The organism is Microbacterium testaceum StLB037 (assembly GCF_008763945.1).
Lineage (GTDB): Bacteria > Actinomycetota > Actinomycetes > Actinomycetales > Microbacteriaceae > Microbacterium > Microbacterium testaceum_G.
Map to the genome: position 1 here is coordinate 636,225 of NZ_VTQH01000001.1, position 15,214 is coordinate 651,438.

The 15,214-nt window shown below is 69.9% G+C and carries 14 protein-coding genes; 4 read left to right on the forward strand and 10 right to left on the reverse strand.

Annotated features, from left to right (window positions below):
* Window positions 1-12 precede the first annotated feature (12 nt).
* The 6 genes from F9B98_RS02915 to F9B98_RS02940 all read right to left on the reverse strand — a co-directional run bounded on the left by F9B98_RS02915 (window position 13) and on the right by F9B98_RS02940 (window position 6,978).
* Window positions 13-792 (reverse strand): sirohydrochlorin chelatase, encoded by a 780-nt coding sequence (locus tag F9B98_RS02915; RefSeq protein ID WP_150952623.1) that lies wholly within the window; start codon window positions 790-792, stop codon window positions 13-15.
* Window positions 789-1,928, reverse strand: coding sequence for a uroporphyrinogen-III synthase (locus F9B98_RS02920; protein WP_150952625.1), 1,140 nt, complete (start codon window positions 1,926-1,928; stop codon window positions 789-791). Before F9B98_RS02920 ends, F9B98_RS02915 begins: the two co-directional genes overlap by 4 nt.
* On the reverse strand, window positions 1,925-3,172 hold the full coding sequence (cobA, locus tag F9B98_RS02925; protein ID WP_150952628.1) for a uroporphyrinogen-III C-methyltransferase: 1,248 nt from the start codon (window positions 3,170-3,172) through the stop codon (window positions 1,925-1,927). Before cobA ends, F9B98_RS02920 begins: the two co-directional genes overlap by 4 nt.
* Window positions 3,169-3,657 (reverse strand): nitrite reductase small subunit NirD, encoded by a 489-nt coding sequence (gene nirD / locus F9B98_RS02930; RefSeq protein ID WP_150952631.1) that lies wholly within the window; start codon window positions 3,655-3,657, stop codon window positions 3,169-3,171. The genes cobA and nirD overlap by 4 nt, the downstream gene beginning before the upstream one ends.
* Window positions 3,654-6,233: a nitrite reductase large subunit NirB gene (nirB, locus tag F9B98_RS02935; RefSeq protein ID WP_150955789.1), complete on the reverse strand. Its 2,580-nt coding sequence runs from the start codon at window positions 6,231-6,233 to the stop codon at window positions 3,654-3,656. Before nirB ends, nirD begins: the two co-directional genes overlap by 4 nt.
* A 307-nt stretch (window positions 6,234-6,540) precedes the next feature.
* The gene (locus F9B98_RS02940) at window positions 6,541-6,978 is read right to left on the reverse strand and encodes a nitroreductase family deazaflavin-dependent oxidoreductase (RefSeq protein ID WP_150952634.1); all 438 of its coding nucleotides are present in this window, start codon (window positions 6,976-6,978) and stop codon (window positions 6,541-6,543) included.
* Between the two features lie 64 nt (window positions 6,979-7,042).
* On the opposite strand from F9B98_RS02940, the gene F9B98_RS02945 reads away from it, so the two are divergent.
* On the forward strand, window positions 7,043-8,494 hold the full coding sequence (locus tag F9B98_RS02945; protein WP_150952637.1) for an NCS2 family permease: 1,452 nt from the start codon (window positions 7,043-7,045) through the stop codon (window positions 8,492-8,494).
* Window positions 8,495-8,831: 337 nt separating this feature from the next.
* On the opposite strand, the gene sucD is transcribed toward F9B98_RS02945, so the two are convergent.
* The 3 genes from sucD to F9B98_RS15835 form a co-directional block, all read right to left on the reverse strand.
* On the reverse strand, window positions 8,832-9,734 hold the full coding sequence (gene sucD / locus F9B98_RS02950; RefSeq protein ID WP_150952640.1) for a succinate--CoA ligase subunit alpha: 903 nt from the start codon (window positions 9,732-9,734) through the stop codon (window positions 8,832-8,834).
* Window positions 9,735-9,753: 19 nt separating this feature from the next.
* Window positions 9,754-10,917: an ADP-forming succinate--CoA ligase subunit beta gene (sucC, locus tag F9B98_RS02955; RefSeq protein ID WP_103206613.1), complete on the reverse strand. Its 1,164-nt coding sequence runs from the start codon at window positions 10,915-10,917 to the stop codon at window positions 9,754-9,756.
* A gap of 166 nt (window positions 10,918-11,083) precedes the next feature.
* Window positions 11,084-11,533, reverse strand: a complete 450-nt coding sequence (locus F9B98_RS15835; protein ID WP_191966644.1) for a MarR family transcriptional regulator — start codon at window positions 11,531-11,533, stop codon at window positions 11,084-11,086.
* A gap of 99 nt (window positions 11,534-11,632) precedes the next feature.
* Here F9B98_RS15835 and F9B98_RS02960 point away from each other — a divergent pair, with 99 nt between their 5' ends.
* Entirely contained in the window at window positions 11,633-12,514 is an 882-nt protein-coding gene (locus tag F9B98_RS02960; protein WP_191966645.1) for a bacteriorhodopsin, read from the forward strand.
* 187 nt (window positions 12,515-12,701) lie between these two features.
* Here the strand turns inward: F9B98_RS02960 and F9B98_RS02965 are convergent, their stop codons facing one another.
* Window positions 12,702-13,286, reverse strand: coding sequence for a hypothetical protein (locus tag F9B98_RS02965; protein ID WP_150952645.1), 585 nt, complete (start codon window positions 13,284-13,286; stop codon window positions 12,702-12,704).
* A 128-nt stretch (window positions 13,287-13,414) separates the two neighbouring features.
* Between F9B98_RS02965 and F9B98_RS02970 the strand changes: the two genes are divergently transcribed.
* Window positions 13,415-14,728: a hypothetical protein gene (locus F9B98_RS02970; protein WP_150952648.1), complete on the forward strand. Its 1,314-nt coding sequence runs from the start codon at window positions 13,415-13,417 to the stop codon at window positions 14,726-14,728.
* Window positions 14,728-15,213 carry a hypothetical protein gene (locus F9B98_RS02975; protein WP_150952651.1) on the forward strand — a complete coding sequence of 162 codons (486 nt, stop codon included), beginning with the start codon at window positions 14,728-14,730 and terminating at the stop codon, window positions 15,211-15,213. Before F9B98_RS02970 ends, F9B98_RS02975 begins: the two co-directional genes overlap by 1 nt.
* Window position 15,214 lies beyond the last annotated feature (1 nt).

Consider the following 15,214-nt stretch of genomic DNA (forward strand, 5'->3'; position numbering starts at 1 on the left):
CCAGCCCGCCTCTCAGGCGCGGCGGCGAGCGCCCGAGACGAGCCCGCGCACCGCGGCGAGCAGCCCTCGGGGAGAGGACCCCGCCGCCGTCGACGGGTCCGGCGTCGACGCGACCCGGCTGCCGCGCGCCGCGGCCCACCGCTCCCACACGACCGTCGCCAGCCGCGGGTCCGCACCGATCGGGGCGGTGGTCAGGTCGGCATCCGCTTTCTCGATCACGCGTGAGAAGTGCCCCGGGGCGAGGACGTAGCTCGCCGCGACCGTCCGTCGCCCGGCCGAGCGTGCGGCCTGCACAGCGTCGAGGATGCGGGGATCGGATGCCGCGGCGTACGCCGTCACGACGGGTCCGGCGACCCCGGCCTCGGTCATGAGCTCCGCCATGCGTTCGACGTCGACCACGGCGCCCGGGCGGGTCGATCCCGCCGCGGCGAGCACGACGGTGTCGTCCGCCCCGGCCCCCGCCTCGCGCACGCGGTCGACGAGGATCTCGGCGAGCACCGGGTGCGGCCCGAGGGCCGGGGCGACCGGCAGCCCGTCGGCGGCCTCCACCAGGTCGACCTCGGTGTGGTAGCCGGTCGACAGCAGCAGCGGCACGATCACGATGTCGTCGGTCCGCTCGCGCGCTTCGGCGACCACGTCGGTGACGTACGGACCGTGCACGTCGACGTAGGCCTCGAGCACCTCGACCCCCTCGGGAGCGGTGGAGCGCAGCACCTCGAGGAGCTCGCGCACGACCACGCGCCCCTCTTCGAACCGGGTGCCGTGGGCGCAGGCGATGAGTACCGCGGTCATGAGTCCTCCTCGTCGATCACGTCGAGCCGGTAGCCGCGCTTGTAGACCGTGCGGATCAGGTCGGCTCCCCCGAGCGCTTCGCGGGTTCGGGCCACGGCGACCTCGACCGCGTGGCCGCTGGCCTCGGCGCTCGACAGCGCCGCCACCAGATCCGCCCGCGACACGACCGCTCCGGGGTGACGCGCGAGAGCGCGCAGGATCTCGACGCCCGTGCGCGGCAGCGGGGTGAACTCCCCGTCGAGCACGATCCCCGACGACCGGATGCCGAGCACCCCGGCCGTCGTGCGGATCACGGCCGCGTCCGCGCCGCCGTAGTGCGTGACCACCGCGCGCACGAGCGCGCCCAGGCGCCCGCGGTCGGGAACCAGCGGAACGATCCCGGCCTCGAGCAGGGGGCCCGCCGTGATCGGACCGACCGCCGCGACGAGCACGCGTCCGTCTCGTGCACGGGATGCCACCCCGTCGAGCGCCTCGGCCCGTTCGGCGGCGAGGATCCACTCGCGGGCCGCGGGAGCCGAGGTGAACAGCACGGCGTCGATCTCGCCGCGGGCGACCTGCCGGGTCGAGGCGGCGACCGCCTCGGGGTCGGGCGGCGGGCCCCAGCGGTAGATGGTGAGGCTGGTGACGCGTGCCCCCGCCTGCTCGAACGCCTCGTCGAGGCCGTCGGCCCCGGAGCCGTGGTGCTGCACGGCGACGTGGAGACCCGCGATGCCCTCGGCGACGAGAAAGTCGCGCAGCTCCGCCGAGGTCTCGCTCTCGGCGACCCAGTCGGCCTCGAAACCCGCCTGTTGGATCGCCCCGCGCGCCTTGGGTCCGCGCGCGACGATCCGCGCTCGGTCCATCACCGTGCTCAGCTCGTCGTGCAGGCCCGCCTCGTCGGCGGTCTCCATCCACCCGCGGAAGCCGACGCCGGTGGTGGCGACGACCACGTCGGGAGGATCGGTGACCAGGTGTCGGGTCTGCGCGATGAGCTCCTCGTCGTCGACGTGCGGGATGATCGTCAGCGCCGGCGCGACGCGCACGCGCGCGCCGTGCCGCTCGAGCGCGGCCGACAGCTCCCCCGACCGCCGGTCGACGGGAAGCAGCACGGTGCACCCCTGGAGCACCGTGCTGATCGTCCGCGCGGGTGCGGTCACCCGATGCCCTCCCCGTGCGCCGCGACCGCGGCCGGCGCGGCGGTCGGCAGCAGCAGGTCGGCCCGCGCCACCTCGCCGAAGACGAGCACCGCGGGGTTGGCGAGGCGGTGGGTCTCGGCGTCCTGGATCGCCGTCCCGAGCGTCGTGCGGATCGTGCGCTGAGCGGGCGTGTGGCCGTTCTCGACGAAGGCCACCGGCCGCGTCTCGGGGGCGCCGGCGGCGTGGGCGGCGGCGACGAAGCGCGGCAGGGCGCTGACGCCCATCAACGCGACGACGGTCGCGGTGTCGTCGCGGAGCGCGGCGAGGGTCGCTTCACTCGGGGTGTCCTGACCGTTCACAACGTGCAGGGTACCGGCGACGCCGCGGTGCGTCACGGGCACACCCGCCGCCGAGGGCACGGCGATCGCGCTCGAGATGCCGGGCACGACCTCGACCGCGATCCCAGCCTCGCGGCACGCGAAGACCTCCTCGCCGCCGCGGCCGTAGACGAACGGGTCGCCGCCCTTGAGCCGGACGACCCGCAGTCCCTTCGCGGCACGGTCGACGATCAGAGCGTTGATCTCGTGCTGCGGCACGGGGTGGTGGTGGGGGCGCTTGCCCACGTCGATCAACTCGACGTCGTCGCCGAGTTCGGCGAGCACGCCGGTGGGTCCGAGTCGGTCGTGCACGACCACGTCGGCCTCGGCCAGTAGAGCGCGGGCCCGCACGGTCAGGAGGTCGATGGGGCCGGGGCCGCCGCCGACGAGCGCCACGCTCCCCACGAGCGGGCGACGTCGACGGCGGAGCGGGAGGGCGCCTTCGGCGAGGCGCTGGGCGATGGCGTCGCGCACGGCGACACTGCGGCGGGGGTCGGCGCCGGCGGTCGAGACGACCCCGACCATGACGTCGCCGCTGGTGGTCTCGGCGGCCAGGCGCGCGGTGCCCTTGCCGCCGTGGCCCGCGTTGACGCACCACACGCGGCGGGCTTCGGCTGCCTCGACGACGGCGGCGTCGACGGATGCCGCGCCCGTGGCCGTGTGGCAGAACCAGGCGTCGTCGAGGTCGGTGTCGGCGAAGGCGCGCGCCCGCCACTCGATGTCGCCCACGGCGGCGAGCGCGGCGAGCCCGGGCGTCACGACGGGCGCGACGACCCGCACCCGGGCGCCGGCGGCCCGCAGCCGCGCGATGCGCTTCTCGGCGACGGAGCCGCCGCCCACGCACACGACGAGCTTGTCGGTGAGGTCGAGTCCTGCGAGAGCGATCATCGGGCGTCTCCTTCTGCGGGGTCGGCGTGCGCGGGGTCGGCGTGCGTGCTGCCCGCCGGCCCCGAGCCGGTCACGAGCTTCACGAACACGTCGCCCTCGGCCACGGTCACCGGGTGCACGGCCACGGCCAGGGGCTCCTTGCCCTGCGTGTCGAGGCACGCTCCCGTTCGCAGGTCGAACACCTGCTTGTACATGGGCGAGGCGACGGTGGGCACTCCCCCGCGGTCGCCGACGATCCCGCGCGAGAGCACCGCAGCCCCGCTGAACGGGTCGATCTGGTCGGTCGCGAAGATGCGGCCGTCGAACGTGCGGAACAGCGCGATCTGCCGGTCGCCGAGGAGGGCAGCGGCCCCACGCTCGACGAGCAGATCGTCGACGCGGCAGACGCGGGTCCAGCCCCGTGCCGCCGGCCCATCGGGAGCGCCGGTCGAGTCCGACGTCACGGCCGGGGTCCCGGCATCCGGAGTCGTCTGCACGAGAGTCATGACCGCACCGCCAGCGTCGTGCCGCCGATGAGCACCGCGCCCGACGCGCGTTCCTCAGCCGTGGCGGGTCGGGCCTGGCCGCGCTCGGCGACGTAGGCGAGCGAGGGGTCGGCCTTCTCGGGGGCGTTGACGAAGCTCTGGAAGCGCTTGAGCTTCTCGGGGTCGGCGAGGGTGGCGGCCCACTCGTCCTCGTAGGCGTCGATGTGGGATGCCATGGCCCGGTCGAGATCGTCGGCGATGCCGAGCGTGTCGTCGAACACGACGCCCTTGAGCGCCTCGAGGCCGCCCTCGTACTCGCCGGCCCACGGCGCGGTGCGCTGCAGCCGGTCGGCGGTACGGATGTAGAACATGAGGAACCGGTCGATCGCCCGCAGCAGCCCCTCGTCGTCGAGGCCCTCGGCGAACAGCTCCGCGTGGCGCGGGCTGAAGCCGCCGTTGCCGCCGACGTAGAGGTTCCAGCCGGCTTCGGTCGCGATCACTCCGATGTCCTTGCCGCGGGCCTCGGCGCACTCGCGCGCGCAACCCGAGACGCCGAACTTGAGCTTGTGCGGCGAGCGCAGACCCCGATAGCGCAGCTCGAGCTGCACGGCCATGCCCACCGAGTCCTGCACGCCGTAGCGGCACCAGGTCGACCCGACGCACGACTTCACCGTGCGCAGCGACTTGCCGTAGGCGTGGCCGGATTCGAAGCCGGCGTCGACGAGGCGCTTCCAGATGTCGGGCAGCTGGTCGAGGCGCGCGCCGAACAGGTCGATCCGCTGGCCGCCGGTGATCTTCGTGTAGAGCCCGAAGTCGCGCGCGACCTCGCCGATCACCACGAGGCCCTCGGGCGTGATCTCACCGCCCGGAATGCGCGGGACGACGCTGTAGCTGCCGTCGCGCTGGATGTTGGCCATCACGTGGTCGTTGGTGTCCTGCATGGTCGCGAGTTCACCGTCGAGCACGTGCCCCGAGTAGAGGCTCGCGAGGATGCTCGCGAGGGCCGGCTTGCAGATGTCGCAGCCGCGCCCCGTGCCGAAGCGCTCGACGATCGAGGTGAAGGTGCGCAGCCCCGAGACCCGGACGGCGTCGAACAGCTGCGCCCGGGTGAACGAGAAGTGCTCGCACAGTCCGTTCGAGACTTCTTTTCCGGATGCCGCGAGCTCGGTCGCCACGAGCTTCTTCACGAGCGTGAAGCACGAGCCGCACGCCGCTCCCGCCTTGGTGCAGGCCTTGACCTCGGCGGCATCCGCGCACTGGTGCTCGGTGACGGCCTCGCGCACCGTCCCGGCGGTGACGCCGTTGCACGAGCACACGATCGCGTCGGCGGGCAGGTCGCCCTGCGGGGCCGGGGCGAGATCGGAGGGCATGAGGTACGCCGCGGGGTCGCCGCCGAGCGCGCGACCGACGAGCGGACGCAGGGAGGTGTATGCCGAGGCGTCGCCGACCAGGATGCCGCCGAGAAGCGTCTGCGCGTCATCGCTCAGCACGAGCTTCTTGTAGACGCCCGACACCGGGTCGGCGTAGGTGACGTCGAGGGCGTTCGGCGTCTCGGCGAACGCGTCGCCGAAGCTCGCGACCTCGACGCCGGAGAGCTTGAGCTTGGCCGAGGTGTCGAAGCCGGGGAAGGCCGCCTCGCCGCCGAGCAGGCGGGTCGCGGCGACCTCGGCCATCGCGTAGCCGGGCGCGACGAGCCCGATGCACTGCCCGTCGAAGCTCGCGACCTCGCCGATCGCCATGATCGCGGGGTCGGACGTGTCGCAGCCCTCGTCGATCACGACGCCGCCGCGGGCGTCGACCCGCAGCTCCGCCGCACGGGCGAGTTCGTCACGGGGCCGCACGCCGACCGTGAAGACCACGATGTCGACGGCCTCCCACGTGCCGTCGCGCAGCTCGAGGCCGCACACGGCGCCGGTCTTGTCGGCATCCACCCGGGTCGTCACCGAGCTCGTGCGCACCTCGATGCCGCGCGCTTCGATGAGCCGCTGCAGCGTGCGCGCCCCGCCCAGATCGAGCTGAGCCGACATGAGGCGCTCGTTCGACTGCAGCACGAACGGCGAGACGCCCTCGGCCTGCAACGCTCCCGCCGCCTCGAGTCCGAGCAGACCGCCGCCGACGACCGCGCCGCGCAGGGGGCGACCGAGCTGCGCCGAGCGCTTCGCGACCCAGGCGCGCATGCCGGCGACGTCGTCGAGCGTGCGGTAGACGAAGCAGCCGCGGTGGTCGAAGCCGTCGAGGGCGAGGCGCGCGGCGTACGAGCCGGTCGCCAGCACGAGGCGGTCGTACGCGTGCGTCGACCCGCCGGCGGTGGTGACCGTGCGCTGTGCGCGGTCGATCTTCGTCACGCGGGCGTCGGTCTCGACACGCACCCGCTCGTGGTCGAGCACGGCGGGGTCGAGGGCCAGATCGTCGGGCGTCTTGCCGCTGAAGATGCCGGTCAGACCGACCCGGTCGTACGGGCCGCGGGCCTCGTCGCCGAGCACCGTGATCGACCAGCGGCCGTCGGTGTCGCGGCTGGTGAGGCTTTCGACGAAGCGGTGGGCCACCATCCCCGCACCCACGACCACGACGGATCCGGATGGAGCGGGGTGGAGCATGCCGTCACGGTACGCGGCGGAGTTTGCCGCGGCGTCAGCGGCAGGTTTCGTTCCGGTTGCGGGGTGCGAGCGGGCCATGCCCCGACGCTAAGCAGCCGAGGTTTCCCCCGCCCGCGCCCCGGCGTTACCCCCGGCGAACGTTTCTCTCACGCGGCGGCGAAGTACGTGTGAGGTTTGGGTCAGGCATCCGCAGCCCTCGCGCGAAGCGCGCCCAGCCCCCACCCGTCGAGTGTCCGAGACACACGGACGAACTCTCCCGAGGTCCGGGTGTCGTGAACACTCACGTCGATGAGCGAACCGCGAAGACTTACTCGACCGGCTCCAGCACGAACAGCTCGATCCGGCGGTCGGTCTTCTTCTGGTACTCGTCGTAGTCGGGCCAGACCTCGGTCGCGTAGCCCCACCACTCGTCGCGCTCGGCGCCCTCGGCCTGGTGGGCAACGTACTCCTTCTTCACGTCGCCGTCCTGCAGGGCGACGCAGGGGTTCTTCACGAGGTTGTAGAACCACGCGGGGTGCTCGGGAGCGCCCCCCTTGGATGCCACGACCGCGTACTTTCCGTCGTGCTCGACGCGCATGAGGGCGGTCTTGCGCAGGCCGCCCGTTTTGGCGCCGACGGTGGTGAGGACGATGATGGGTACGCCCCGCAGTTCGGCGGACTCTTTGCCCCCCGTGGCTTCGAAGGTCTCCGCCTGCTGACGGGCCCATTCGCTGGTGCTGGGTAGATACTCTCCTGAGAGTGACATAGCTCACACGATACGTCGGCGTCTTCCCCTCCGGTCTAGCCCCTCCCCTTTTTCTGGAGCCTTCATGAGCGCTTCTGCTCCCGAGACCACGGCCGTCCCCGAACCGAAGAACCGCTTCGACCGGTTCTTCGAGATCACCGCCCGCGGCTCGACCGTCGGCGGAGAGATCCGCGGCGGCGTCGTCACCTTCGTCACGATGGCGTACATCGTCATCCTCAACCCGATCATCCTGTCGGGCACCCCCGACGTCGCGGGCAACGCCCTCGGGTTCTCGCAGGTCGCCGCGGTCACCGCCCTCACCGCGGGCGTCATGACGATGCTCTTCGGCCTGGTCACGCGCCTGCCGTTCGCCTTCGCCGCAGGCCTGGGCATCAACTCGTTCCTCGCGGTCGGCATCGTGGGTCAGGTCACCTGGCCCGAGGCGATGGGGCTCGTGGTGATCAACGGCCTCATCATCGTGCTGCTCGCGGTCACGGGCCTGCGCCGAATGATCTTCGAGGCCGTGCCCCTCGCGCTCAAGACGGCGATCACGGTCGGCATCGGTCTGTTCATCGCGTTCATCGGCTTCGTCGACAGCGGCCTGGTCACCTCGACCGGGCTCAGCTCGCCTCCGGTCGGCCTCGGCGTGGGCGGCTCGATCACCACGATCCCCACCGCCCTGTTCGTGCTGACCCTGGTCATCACCGCCGTGCTGCTCGTGCGTAAGGTCAAGGCCGCGCTGCTGATCGGTCTGCTCTCGGGCACCGTCATCGCGGTGATCGTCCAAGCCGTCACGGGCCTCGGCGCCAAGGCCGACGGCAACCCCGGCGGCTGGGGCCTGAGCGTTCCCACCCTCCCCGCGCAGTGGGTGAGCCTTCCCGACCTGTCACTCGTCGGGCAGGTCGACCTGGTCGGATCCTTCGGCCGAATCGGCGTGCTCGCGGCGCTCATGCTCGTCTTCACGCTCGTGTTCACGAACTTCTTCGACGCCATGGGCACCATGACCGGCCTCTCCCGCGAAGCGGGCCTCGCCGCCCCCGACGGCACCTTCCCGCGTCTGCGCTCGGCGCTGGTGATCGAGGGAATCGGCGCCGTGGCGGGTGGAGCGACCTCGTCGTCGTCGAACACCGTCTTCATCGAGTCGGGCTCGGGCATCGGCGAGGGGGCCCGCACGGGCCTTGCGAACGTCGTCACCGGCGGTCTGTTCCTGCTCGCGATGTTCTTCACCCCGCTGACGAGCATCGTCCCCACCGAGATCGCCGCCGCGGCCCTGGTCATCGTCGGCGCGCTGATGATGGCGCAGATCCGCCACGTCGACCTCAGCGACATGTCGGTGCTCATCCCGGTGTTCCTCACCGTCACCGTGATGCCCCTGACCTACTCCATCGCCAACGGTATCGGCGCGGGCTTCGTCAGCTGGGTGCTCATCCAGGCCCTGTCCGGTCGCGCACGCCGCGTCAGCCCGCTGCTGTGGATCGTCGCCGCCGGCTTCGTGGTCTTCTTCGCCCGCGGTCCGGTCGAGGCGCTGCTCGGCTGAGCTCGCGAGCTTTTCGGGGCCCGGATGCCATGGCATCCGGGCCCCTCTTCCGTCGCTGCCGAGGGGCGGGCTCGCCCACGTGCGCGAGGCCCGCGCCCGGCCGACGCCACGCGCCCCGCACCCGGCCGCCGTCGCGCGCCCCGCGCCTGGCCCGCGTCGAGATCACGCAGGTTCGCCGAGATGACCCGCATTCAGCGCGAATGGCGGGTCATCTCGCGAAAGCCCCGTCATCTCGTCGTCCCACCAGCCCCGCGGCCCGCCGCCCCACACCGCACCCTGCGTTCGGACACGCGAAAGGGCCCGGATGCCATGGCATCCGGGCCCTGAAAGCGAAACGTCAGAGCGCTTCGATGATCTCGCGCATCAGCGAAGCGGCCTCGGACGGCGTCTTGCCGACCTTGACGCCGGCGGCCTCGAGGGCCTCCTTCTTCGCCTGGGCGGTACCGGCCGAGCCCGAGACGATGGCGCCGGCGTGGCCCATGGTCTTGCCCTCGGGGGCGGTGAAGCCGGCGACGTAGCCGACGACCGGCTTGGTGACGTTGGCCTTGATGAAGTCGGCGGCGCGCTCCTCGGCGTCTCCACCGATCTCGCCGATCATGACGATGGCCTTGGTCTCGGGGTCGGCCTCGAACGCCGCGAGGGCGTCGATGTGCGTGGTGCCGATGACCGGGTCGCCGCCGATGCCGATAGCGGTCGAGAAGCCGAGGTCGCGCAGCTCGAACATCATCTGGTAGGTCAGGGTGCCCGACTTCGACACGAGGCCGATGGGTCCCTTGCCGGTGATGTTCGCGGGGGTGATGCCCACGAGCGCCTCGCCGGGCGTGATGATGCCGGGGCAGTTCGGGCCGATGATGCGGGTCTTCTCGCCCTTGGCCTTCGAGTACGCCCACGCCTCGGCGGTGTCGCCGACGGGCACGCCCTCGGTGATCACGACGAGCAGCGGGATCTCGGCGTCGATGGCCTCGACCATCGCGTCCTTCGTGAAGGCCGGGGGCACGAACGCGATCGAGACGTCGGCGCCGGTCTCGCGGATGGCCTCTTCGACCGATGCGAAGACGGGGAGCTCGACGTCGTTGCCCGACGCGTCCTTGTGCGAGACCGTGGTGCCGGCCTTGCGGGCGTTCACGCCACCGACGACCTGCGTACCCGCCTTGAGCATGAGGGCGGTGTGCTTGGTGCCCTCACCGCCGGTGATGCCCTGGACGATGACCTTGGAGTCCTTGTTGAGGTAGATCGACATGATTCTGTTTCCCTATCCCTTACGCGTTGGCCAGTTCGGCGGCCTTGTCGGCGCCCTCGTCCATACCGGCGGCGAGGGTGACGAGCGGGTGGTTGGCGGCGGCGAGGATCTGGCGACCCTCTTCGACCTGGTTGCCGTCGAGGCGCACGACGAGCGGCTTGGTCGCGGCGTCTCCGAGGATCTCGAGGGCCTTGACGATGCCCTCGGCCACGGCGACGCACGAGGTGATGCCGCCGAAGACGTTGACGAAGACGCTCTTGACCTGCTCGTCACCGAGGATGACGTCGAGGCCCGCGGCCATGACGGTCGCCGAGGCGCCGCCACCGATGTCGAGGAAGTTGGCGGGCTTGACGCCGTTGTGCTTCTCACCGGCGTACGCGACGACGTCGAGGGTCGACATGACCAGACCCGCGCCGTTGCCGATGATGCCGACCTGACCGTCGAGCTTGACGTAGTTGAGGTCGTGCTGCTTGGCCTTGGCCTCGAGCGGGTCGGCGGCGTCCTTGTCTTCGAGCGCCTCGTGGTCGGGGTGACGGAAGCCGGCGTTCTCGTCGAGCGAGACCTTGCCGTCGAGGGCGATGATGTCGCCGTCCTCGCTCTGGATGAGGGGGTTCACCTCGACGAGCGTGGCGTCCTCGCCCTTGTAGACGTTGAAGAGCTTGACGAAGACGTCGGCCACCTTGGGGGCCAGCTCGTCGTCGAACTTCGCGGCCTTGGCGATCTCGAGGGCCTTCTCGGGCGTGATGCCCTCGATCGGGTCGACCTCGATGCGCGCGAGCGCCTCGGGACGCTCGACGGCGAGCTCTTCGATCTCCATGCCGCCCTCGACGCTCGAGAGGGAGAGATAGGACCGGTTGGCGCGGTCGAGCAGCACCGAGAAGTAGAACTCCTTGGCGATGCGGGCGCCGGCGGCGACCATGACGCGCTTGACGACGTGACCCTTGATGTCGAGGCCGAGGATGGCCTGGGCCGCCTCGAACGCCTCGTCGGGGTTCTTCGCGACCTTCACGCCGCCGGCCTTGCCGCGGCCTCCGGTCTTGACCTGAGCCTTGACGACGACGACACCGCCGAGCTTCTCCGCGGCCGCCTTCGCCTCCTCAGGGGTGTCGGCGATGATGCCGGCGAGTACCGGCACCTCGTACTTTTCGAACAGGTCACGTGCCTGGTACTCGTAGAGATCCACGGACAATCCTTCGCTGGGCGATCGGTGGTGGGAGGCGGCGAACTCTCTCGATATCGAGAGATCTTCGCCAGTGGACCACCCTACTAGACGGGGATGAATCACTCCGACGTTCACCCCTTCGATGGGAGGGAGTTCCCGGATGCCGGGACCCCGACCGCCCTGTCCGTCAGAGGTCCAGCGCGGGGTCGATCTCCGCTTCGAGGCGACTCGTGATCAGTTCCGCAGCGCGAGCCAACGCCTGTTGCTCCTCGACGTCGAGCGAATCGAGCAGCGCGGAGACGGCATCCATTCGCCGCTCCAGAGCGTCCATCACCAGCTGGCGACCGGGCGTCGTCAAGGTGATCTCGCTCTCTCGGCGGTTCTGGGCACTCGTGGCACGGGTGAGCAGACCCTTCGTCACAAGACGCTCGATCATGCGCGTGACCGTGGGTGCCGACACGTCCATCGCCTCCGCAATGTCGACCTGTCGCACACGCTCGACGCGATGGACGAGAGCGAGCACGCGCCACTGCGGCAGCGTCACGGTTTCGAGCGTCGGTCCGAGCGAACGCAGGGTGAGTCCCAGCATCGCCCGCGTTCCCCGGGCAACGGAGGCGGCGGCATCGGGGTACTGCACAGAATCCTCCTCGGCGCCAGGGGCGGAATGCACCGACCCTACCTCGCTATAAATCGGGAGCAACAGTTGCCCTTCTGCAACTTTCGAAATCGAGGAACTATGAACACCAATGCTCTGTGGGACGTCACGCTTACCGACGGTCAGCATTCACTCGTCTTCTACGCGCTTTCCGTCGCCGGGCTCGCCCTCTTCGCCTTCGCCCTGCGGTCATTCACGACGCAGCACGAGGTGTCGGTGCGTTACCGACCGGCGATCATCGCGGGCATGTGCGTGGCCGCCGTCGCCTTCCTTTCGTACGTCGTCCTCGTGCTGAAGTTCGACGCTGGGTACACGCAGACGAGTGAGGGATGGGTCGCCACCTCGAATGCGGTTCTGAGCTGGGCGCCGCGCTACTTCGACTGGACCGTCACCGTCCCCCTGCTCGTCACCGAGTTGATCGCTGTCTCGACGCTCGTCGGCTCCACCGCTTCGCGATACCGGACCATCGGCGTCTCCCTCGCCGTGGGCATGATCGTGACGGGCTTCATCGGCGGAGTCGCGATCGATGACGGCACGAATCTCGGTGCCCTGTGGATCTGGGGCACGCTCAGCGCCCTGTGCATGGTGGGGCTGTACGTGATGTTCATCTTCATGATGATGCGTGCCCGTCGAGACATGGCCGGGTCCTCAGCCCTTCCGACCTTCAACCTCACCATCGCGCTGCTCTGCGTGATCTGGTTCGCGTACCCCATCGTGTTCGCGTTGCAGGGGTTCACCGTCACCTCCGGAAGCTACGTGACGGCGCAGGTGCTGCTGAGCGTGGCAGACATCATCGCCAAGATCGGCTTCGGCGCCCTGATCCACAAGATCGCAAAGCAGCGCACAGCCGAGGACATCGCCGCGGGCATCGACACCGGTCACACAGGTCCGATCTGGATGAACGGCGAGCAGGTCGCGGGCCCCCGCGCCGGACGCCAGAACCCGCGCACCGGTCGGCGCTGATCCGCGGCCTGGGGATCGGCTGCTCCCCCGGCTTCAGCCCGGCGTCGCGCAGGCCCGCCGCGAAAGTCGCCTCCATCCGCTCCAACCACCCCGGCCGGTCCGCTGCCTCCAGGTCCGACAGACGCACATCGCTCAGCCCCCGTCGATGCTGGCGCTGGTCGGAGGGGGCATGGGCATCACCCTCACGTCATTTCTCGTCGTAGCGACAGGTGACCGTACCCGTGCCCGAGCTCTCTTCGACGACGACCTTCTCGTTCCAGAGGATCTGGCAGCTGACGCTCTGATCCGCCGCGTCGGCGGGCGCGGTGATTGTGATCTCCGCCCATGAACCCGAGGTGTTGAATTGAGCACGCCCCTCGGGGCCCCACTGAAGCGTTCGCTGCTCGGTGGCGTTCGCGAAGGTGACCGTGTTGTCCTCGGGACCCGTGCCCCTCAACTCGACGCTCGCAACGCCGAGACCGGCGATTGTCACAGCGAAGACGACGATCAGGACCACGTCCACGATCAGAGCGGCCAGCGTCGAGACCAGGGCCGCGCGTCCTCGCGCCTTCTGCCCCGGCTGTCGACGTGCACGTACCGCGAGCACGATGCCCGATACGGCGAGCACCAGCGCGATCGCAGGCAGCACGACCAGTCCCGGGCGGGCGAGGTAGGGCACCACCAGCAATCCGGCGACGATGGCGGCCGCAATGCCGACGATGAGAGCCGCAACAGTCTGACGCCGGCCCGTCGACCGAACACCGGAGACCCGTGTCGCGGCCTCGTTCGACATGGTGACCTCCGTGAATGTCGGGGACGGGTTACGTCATGACGACGCCTCGATATCCGCGAGGCATGTGCCTACTCTAATAAGGGGCGCAATTTCACGTCCTTCGATCAACCGAGCCAGCGGGGGATGTAATGGCTGACTACGGCGATTTGACGACCATCATCGGGCAGATGAAACGTGCCGCCATCGACTGCTGGATGGCGGATCAGGATTTCTTCCCCACGTGGGGGTACGAAGAGACCTACACGAAATGGCATTTCGCCCCCTACCAGTATTTCCGCCCTGCCGCGGACGGTTCTGGCGGCGGCGACGGGGTGGGCTACGACGTCTCGTGCGCTGACGCGTTCGACGGCATCCGCTCCTCCATCGACAGCGTCGTCTCGAAGTGGCACGGCCTGCCCGACGGTGCGGAGGCGAGGGCGTATGCCGACGCGGGACGTATCACCGCCTCGCTCCTCGGCAGCAACGGTGCGGGGTCCTCCGTGCAGAACAGCGGGAGCATCTCGACGTCGTCGGGCACCATTCAGGACGTCGTCGTCGGGAATATGGAGGGAGCGTTCCGACGACCGTTCCTGAGCAAGTACTTCACGGCATTCTCGAGCGTTCAGAACGGCTTGGGGCAGGCTGCGGTCATCCTTGCGGCTAACTACGCCGCCCAGCAGGCGATGTGGGGCGCAGTGAAAGCCGATGTCGCGACGATCTGCGACAACGCTCGCCTCGCCTGGGAGAAGCAGGCGGCAGAAGAATCGGCCGCGAACACGACATTTCAGCTACAAGTCGTGGGCGCCGTCGTCACGGCCGTGGCTGCGGTCGTGACCGCACCGGCCGGACTGACCGGCGCGGTGGCGGGTTTGAGCGCGACATCGGCAGGCATCAGCATGGCTCTGTCCGAGGTCGCCAGAGACGGCATCGACATCGGCGGCGAGTCTTACGAGGACATTCTCGCCTCGCTCAGCGACGCGCTGGACAAACTGAACACCACGATCACCGCGCAGGAGAAGATCCTCAACGATGCGATGCAAGAGGCCATCGCGGCGATGACCTCGGACGCCCAGAACTACAACCTCGACGCATTCCAGCTCGGGGAGTACCCGCTCGGCGACGGATCGATGCGGATGGATGCGACGGACGCCGGCATCGTGTCGGACAACATGCGCTTGGTGCACGAGGAACTCGCCGAAGCGGCGTCGGCCATCGGGACGGGACCGGCGTCGAGCCCGACGCCCCGCAGCGCCGGGATCGGCGTCGCCCCCACCGGGACCCACGCGGCAGCCAGTCAGTTGCACGGCATCACGTCGAACTACCTGCAGGACACCCGTGACGAGTACGAGAGAGGGCACCGGCTCTTCGACGCCACCGTCGCCGACTTCTTCGCCACCGACGCGGCGGCACGCCAGACGGTGCAGCAGTTGCTCGCCGACGAAGCACTGACAGGACAGTCTTGATGAGCGATCTTACGAGCAGGGTCTTGGGGCCGATCGATCTCGACGGCGGCCCCGGTGGCGGGGCGATGGAGTGCGATGTGCCCTTCGGATCTCGCCTCGTCCCGACCCGTCTCGAGATCGATTACCCGGGTCGCCTCAGCCAGAAGATGATCGAGGACCTCGACATCGTGTTGGAGCACCTCGACATTCCCGACCGCCTGGCGCGCGAGGCCATCGCCCGTGCGGTGCTGCGCGACGGCACCGCGCCGCACAGCCTCTTCACCTCTTGGGCGGGCCGGACCGCCGTCGGCACCGAAGACGTGGACTCTTTCGTCGCCGCTCTGCGACCGATGCACATGCTCATCACCCCTGACGGCGGCCGGGTGAATCGCGATCGCGTCGTCCTACGCTACGGGCTCGACGGGGCGACGGACGAGGTGACGGTGCGCCTTCCCTCTTCCCCCACCGGTCCTGAGATCGATCGAACGCTCCGCCGCGCCGGCTGAC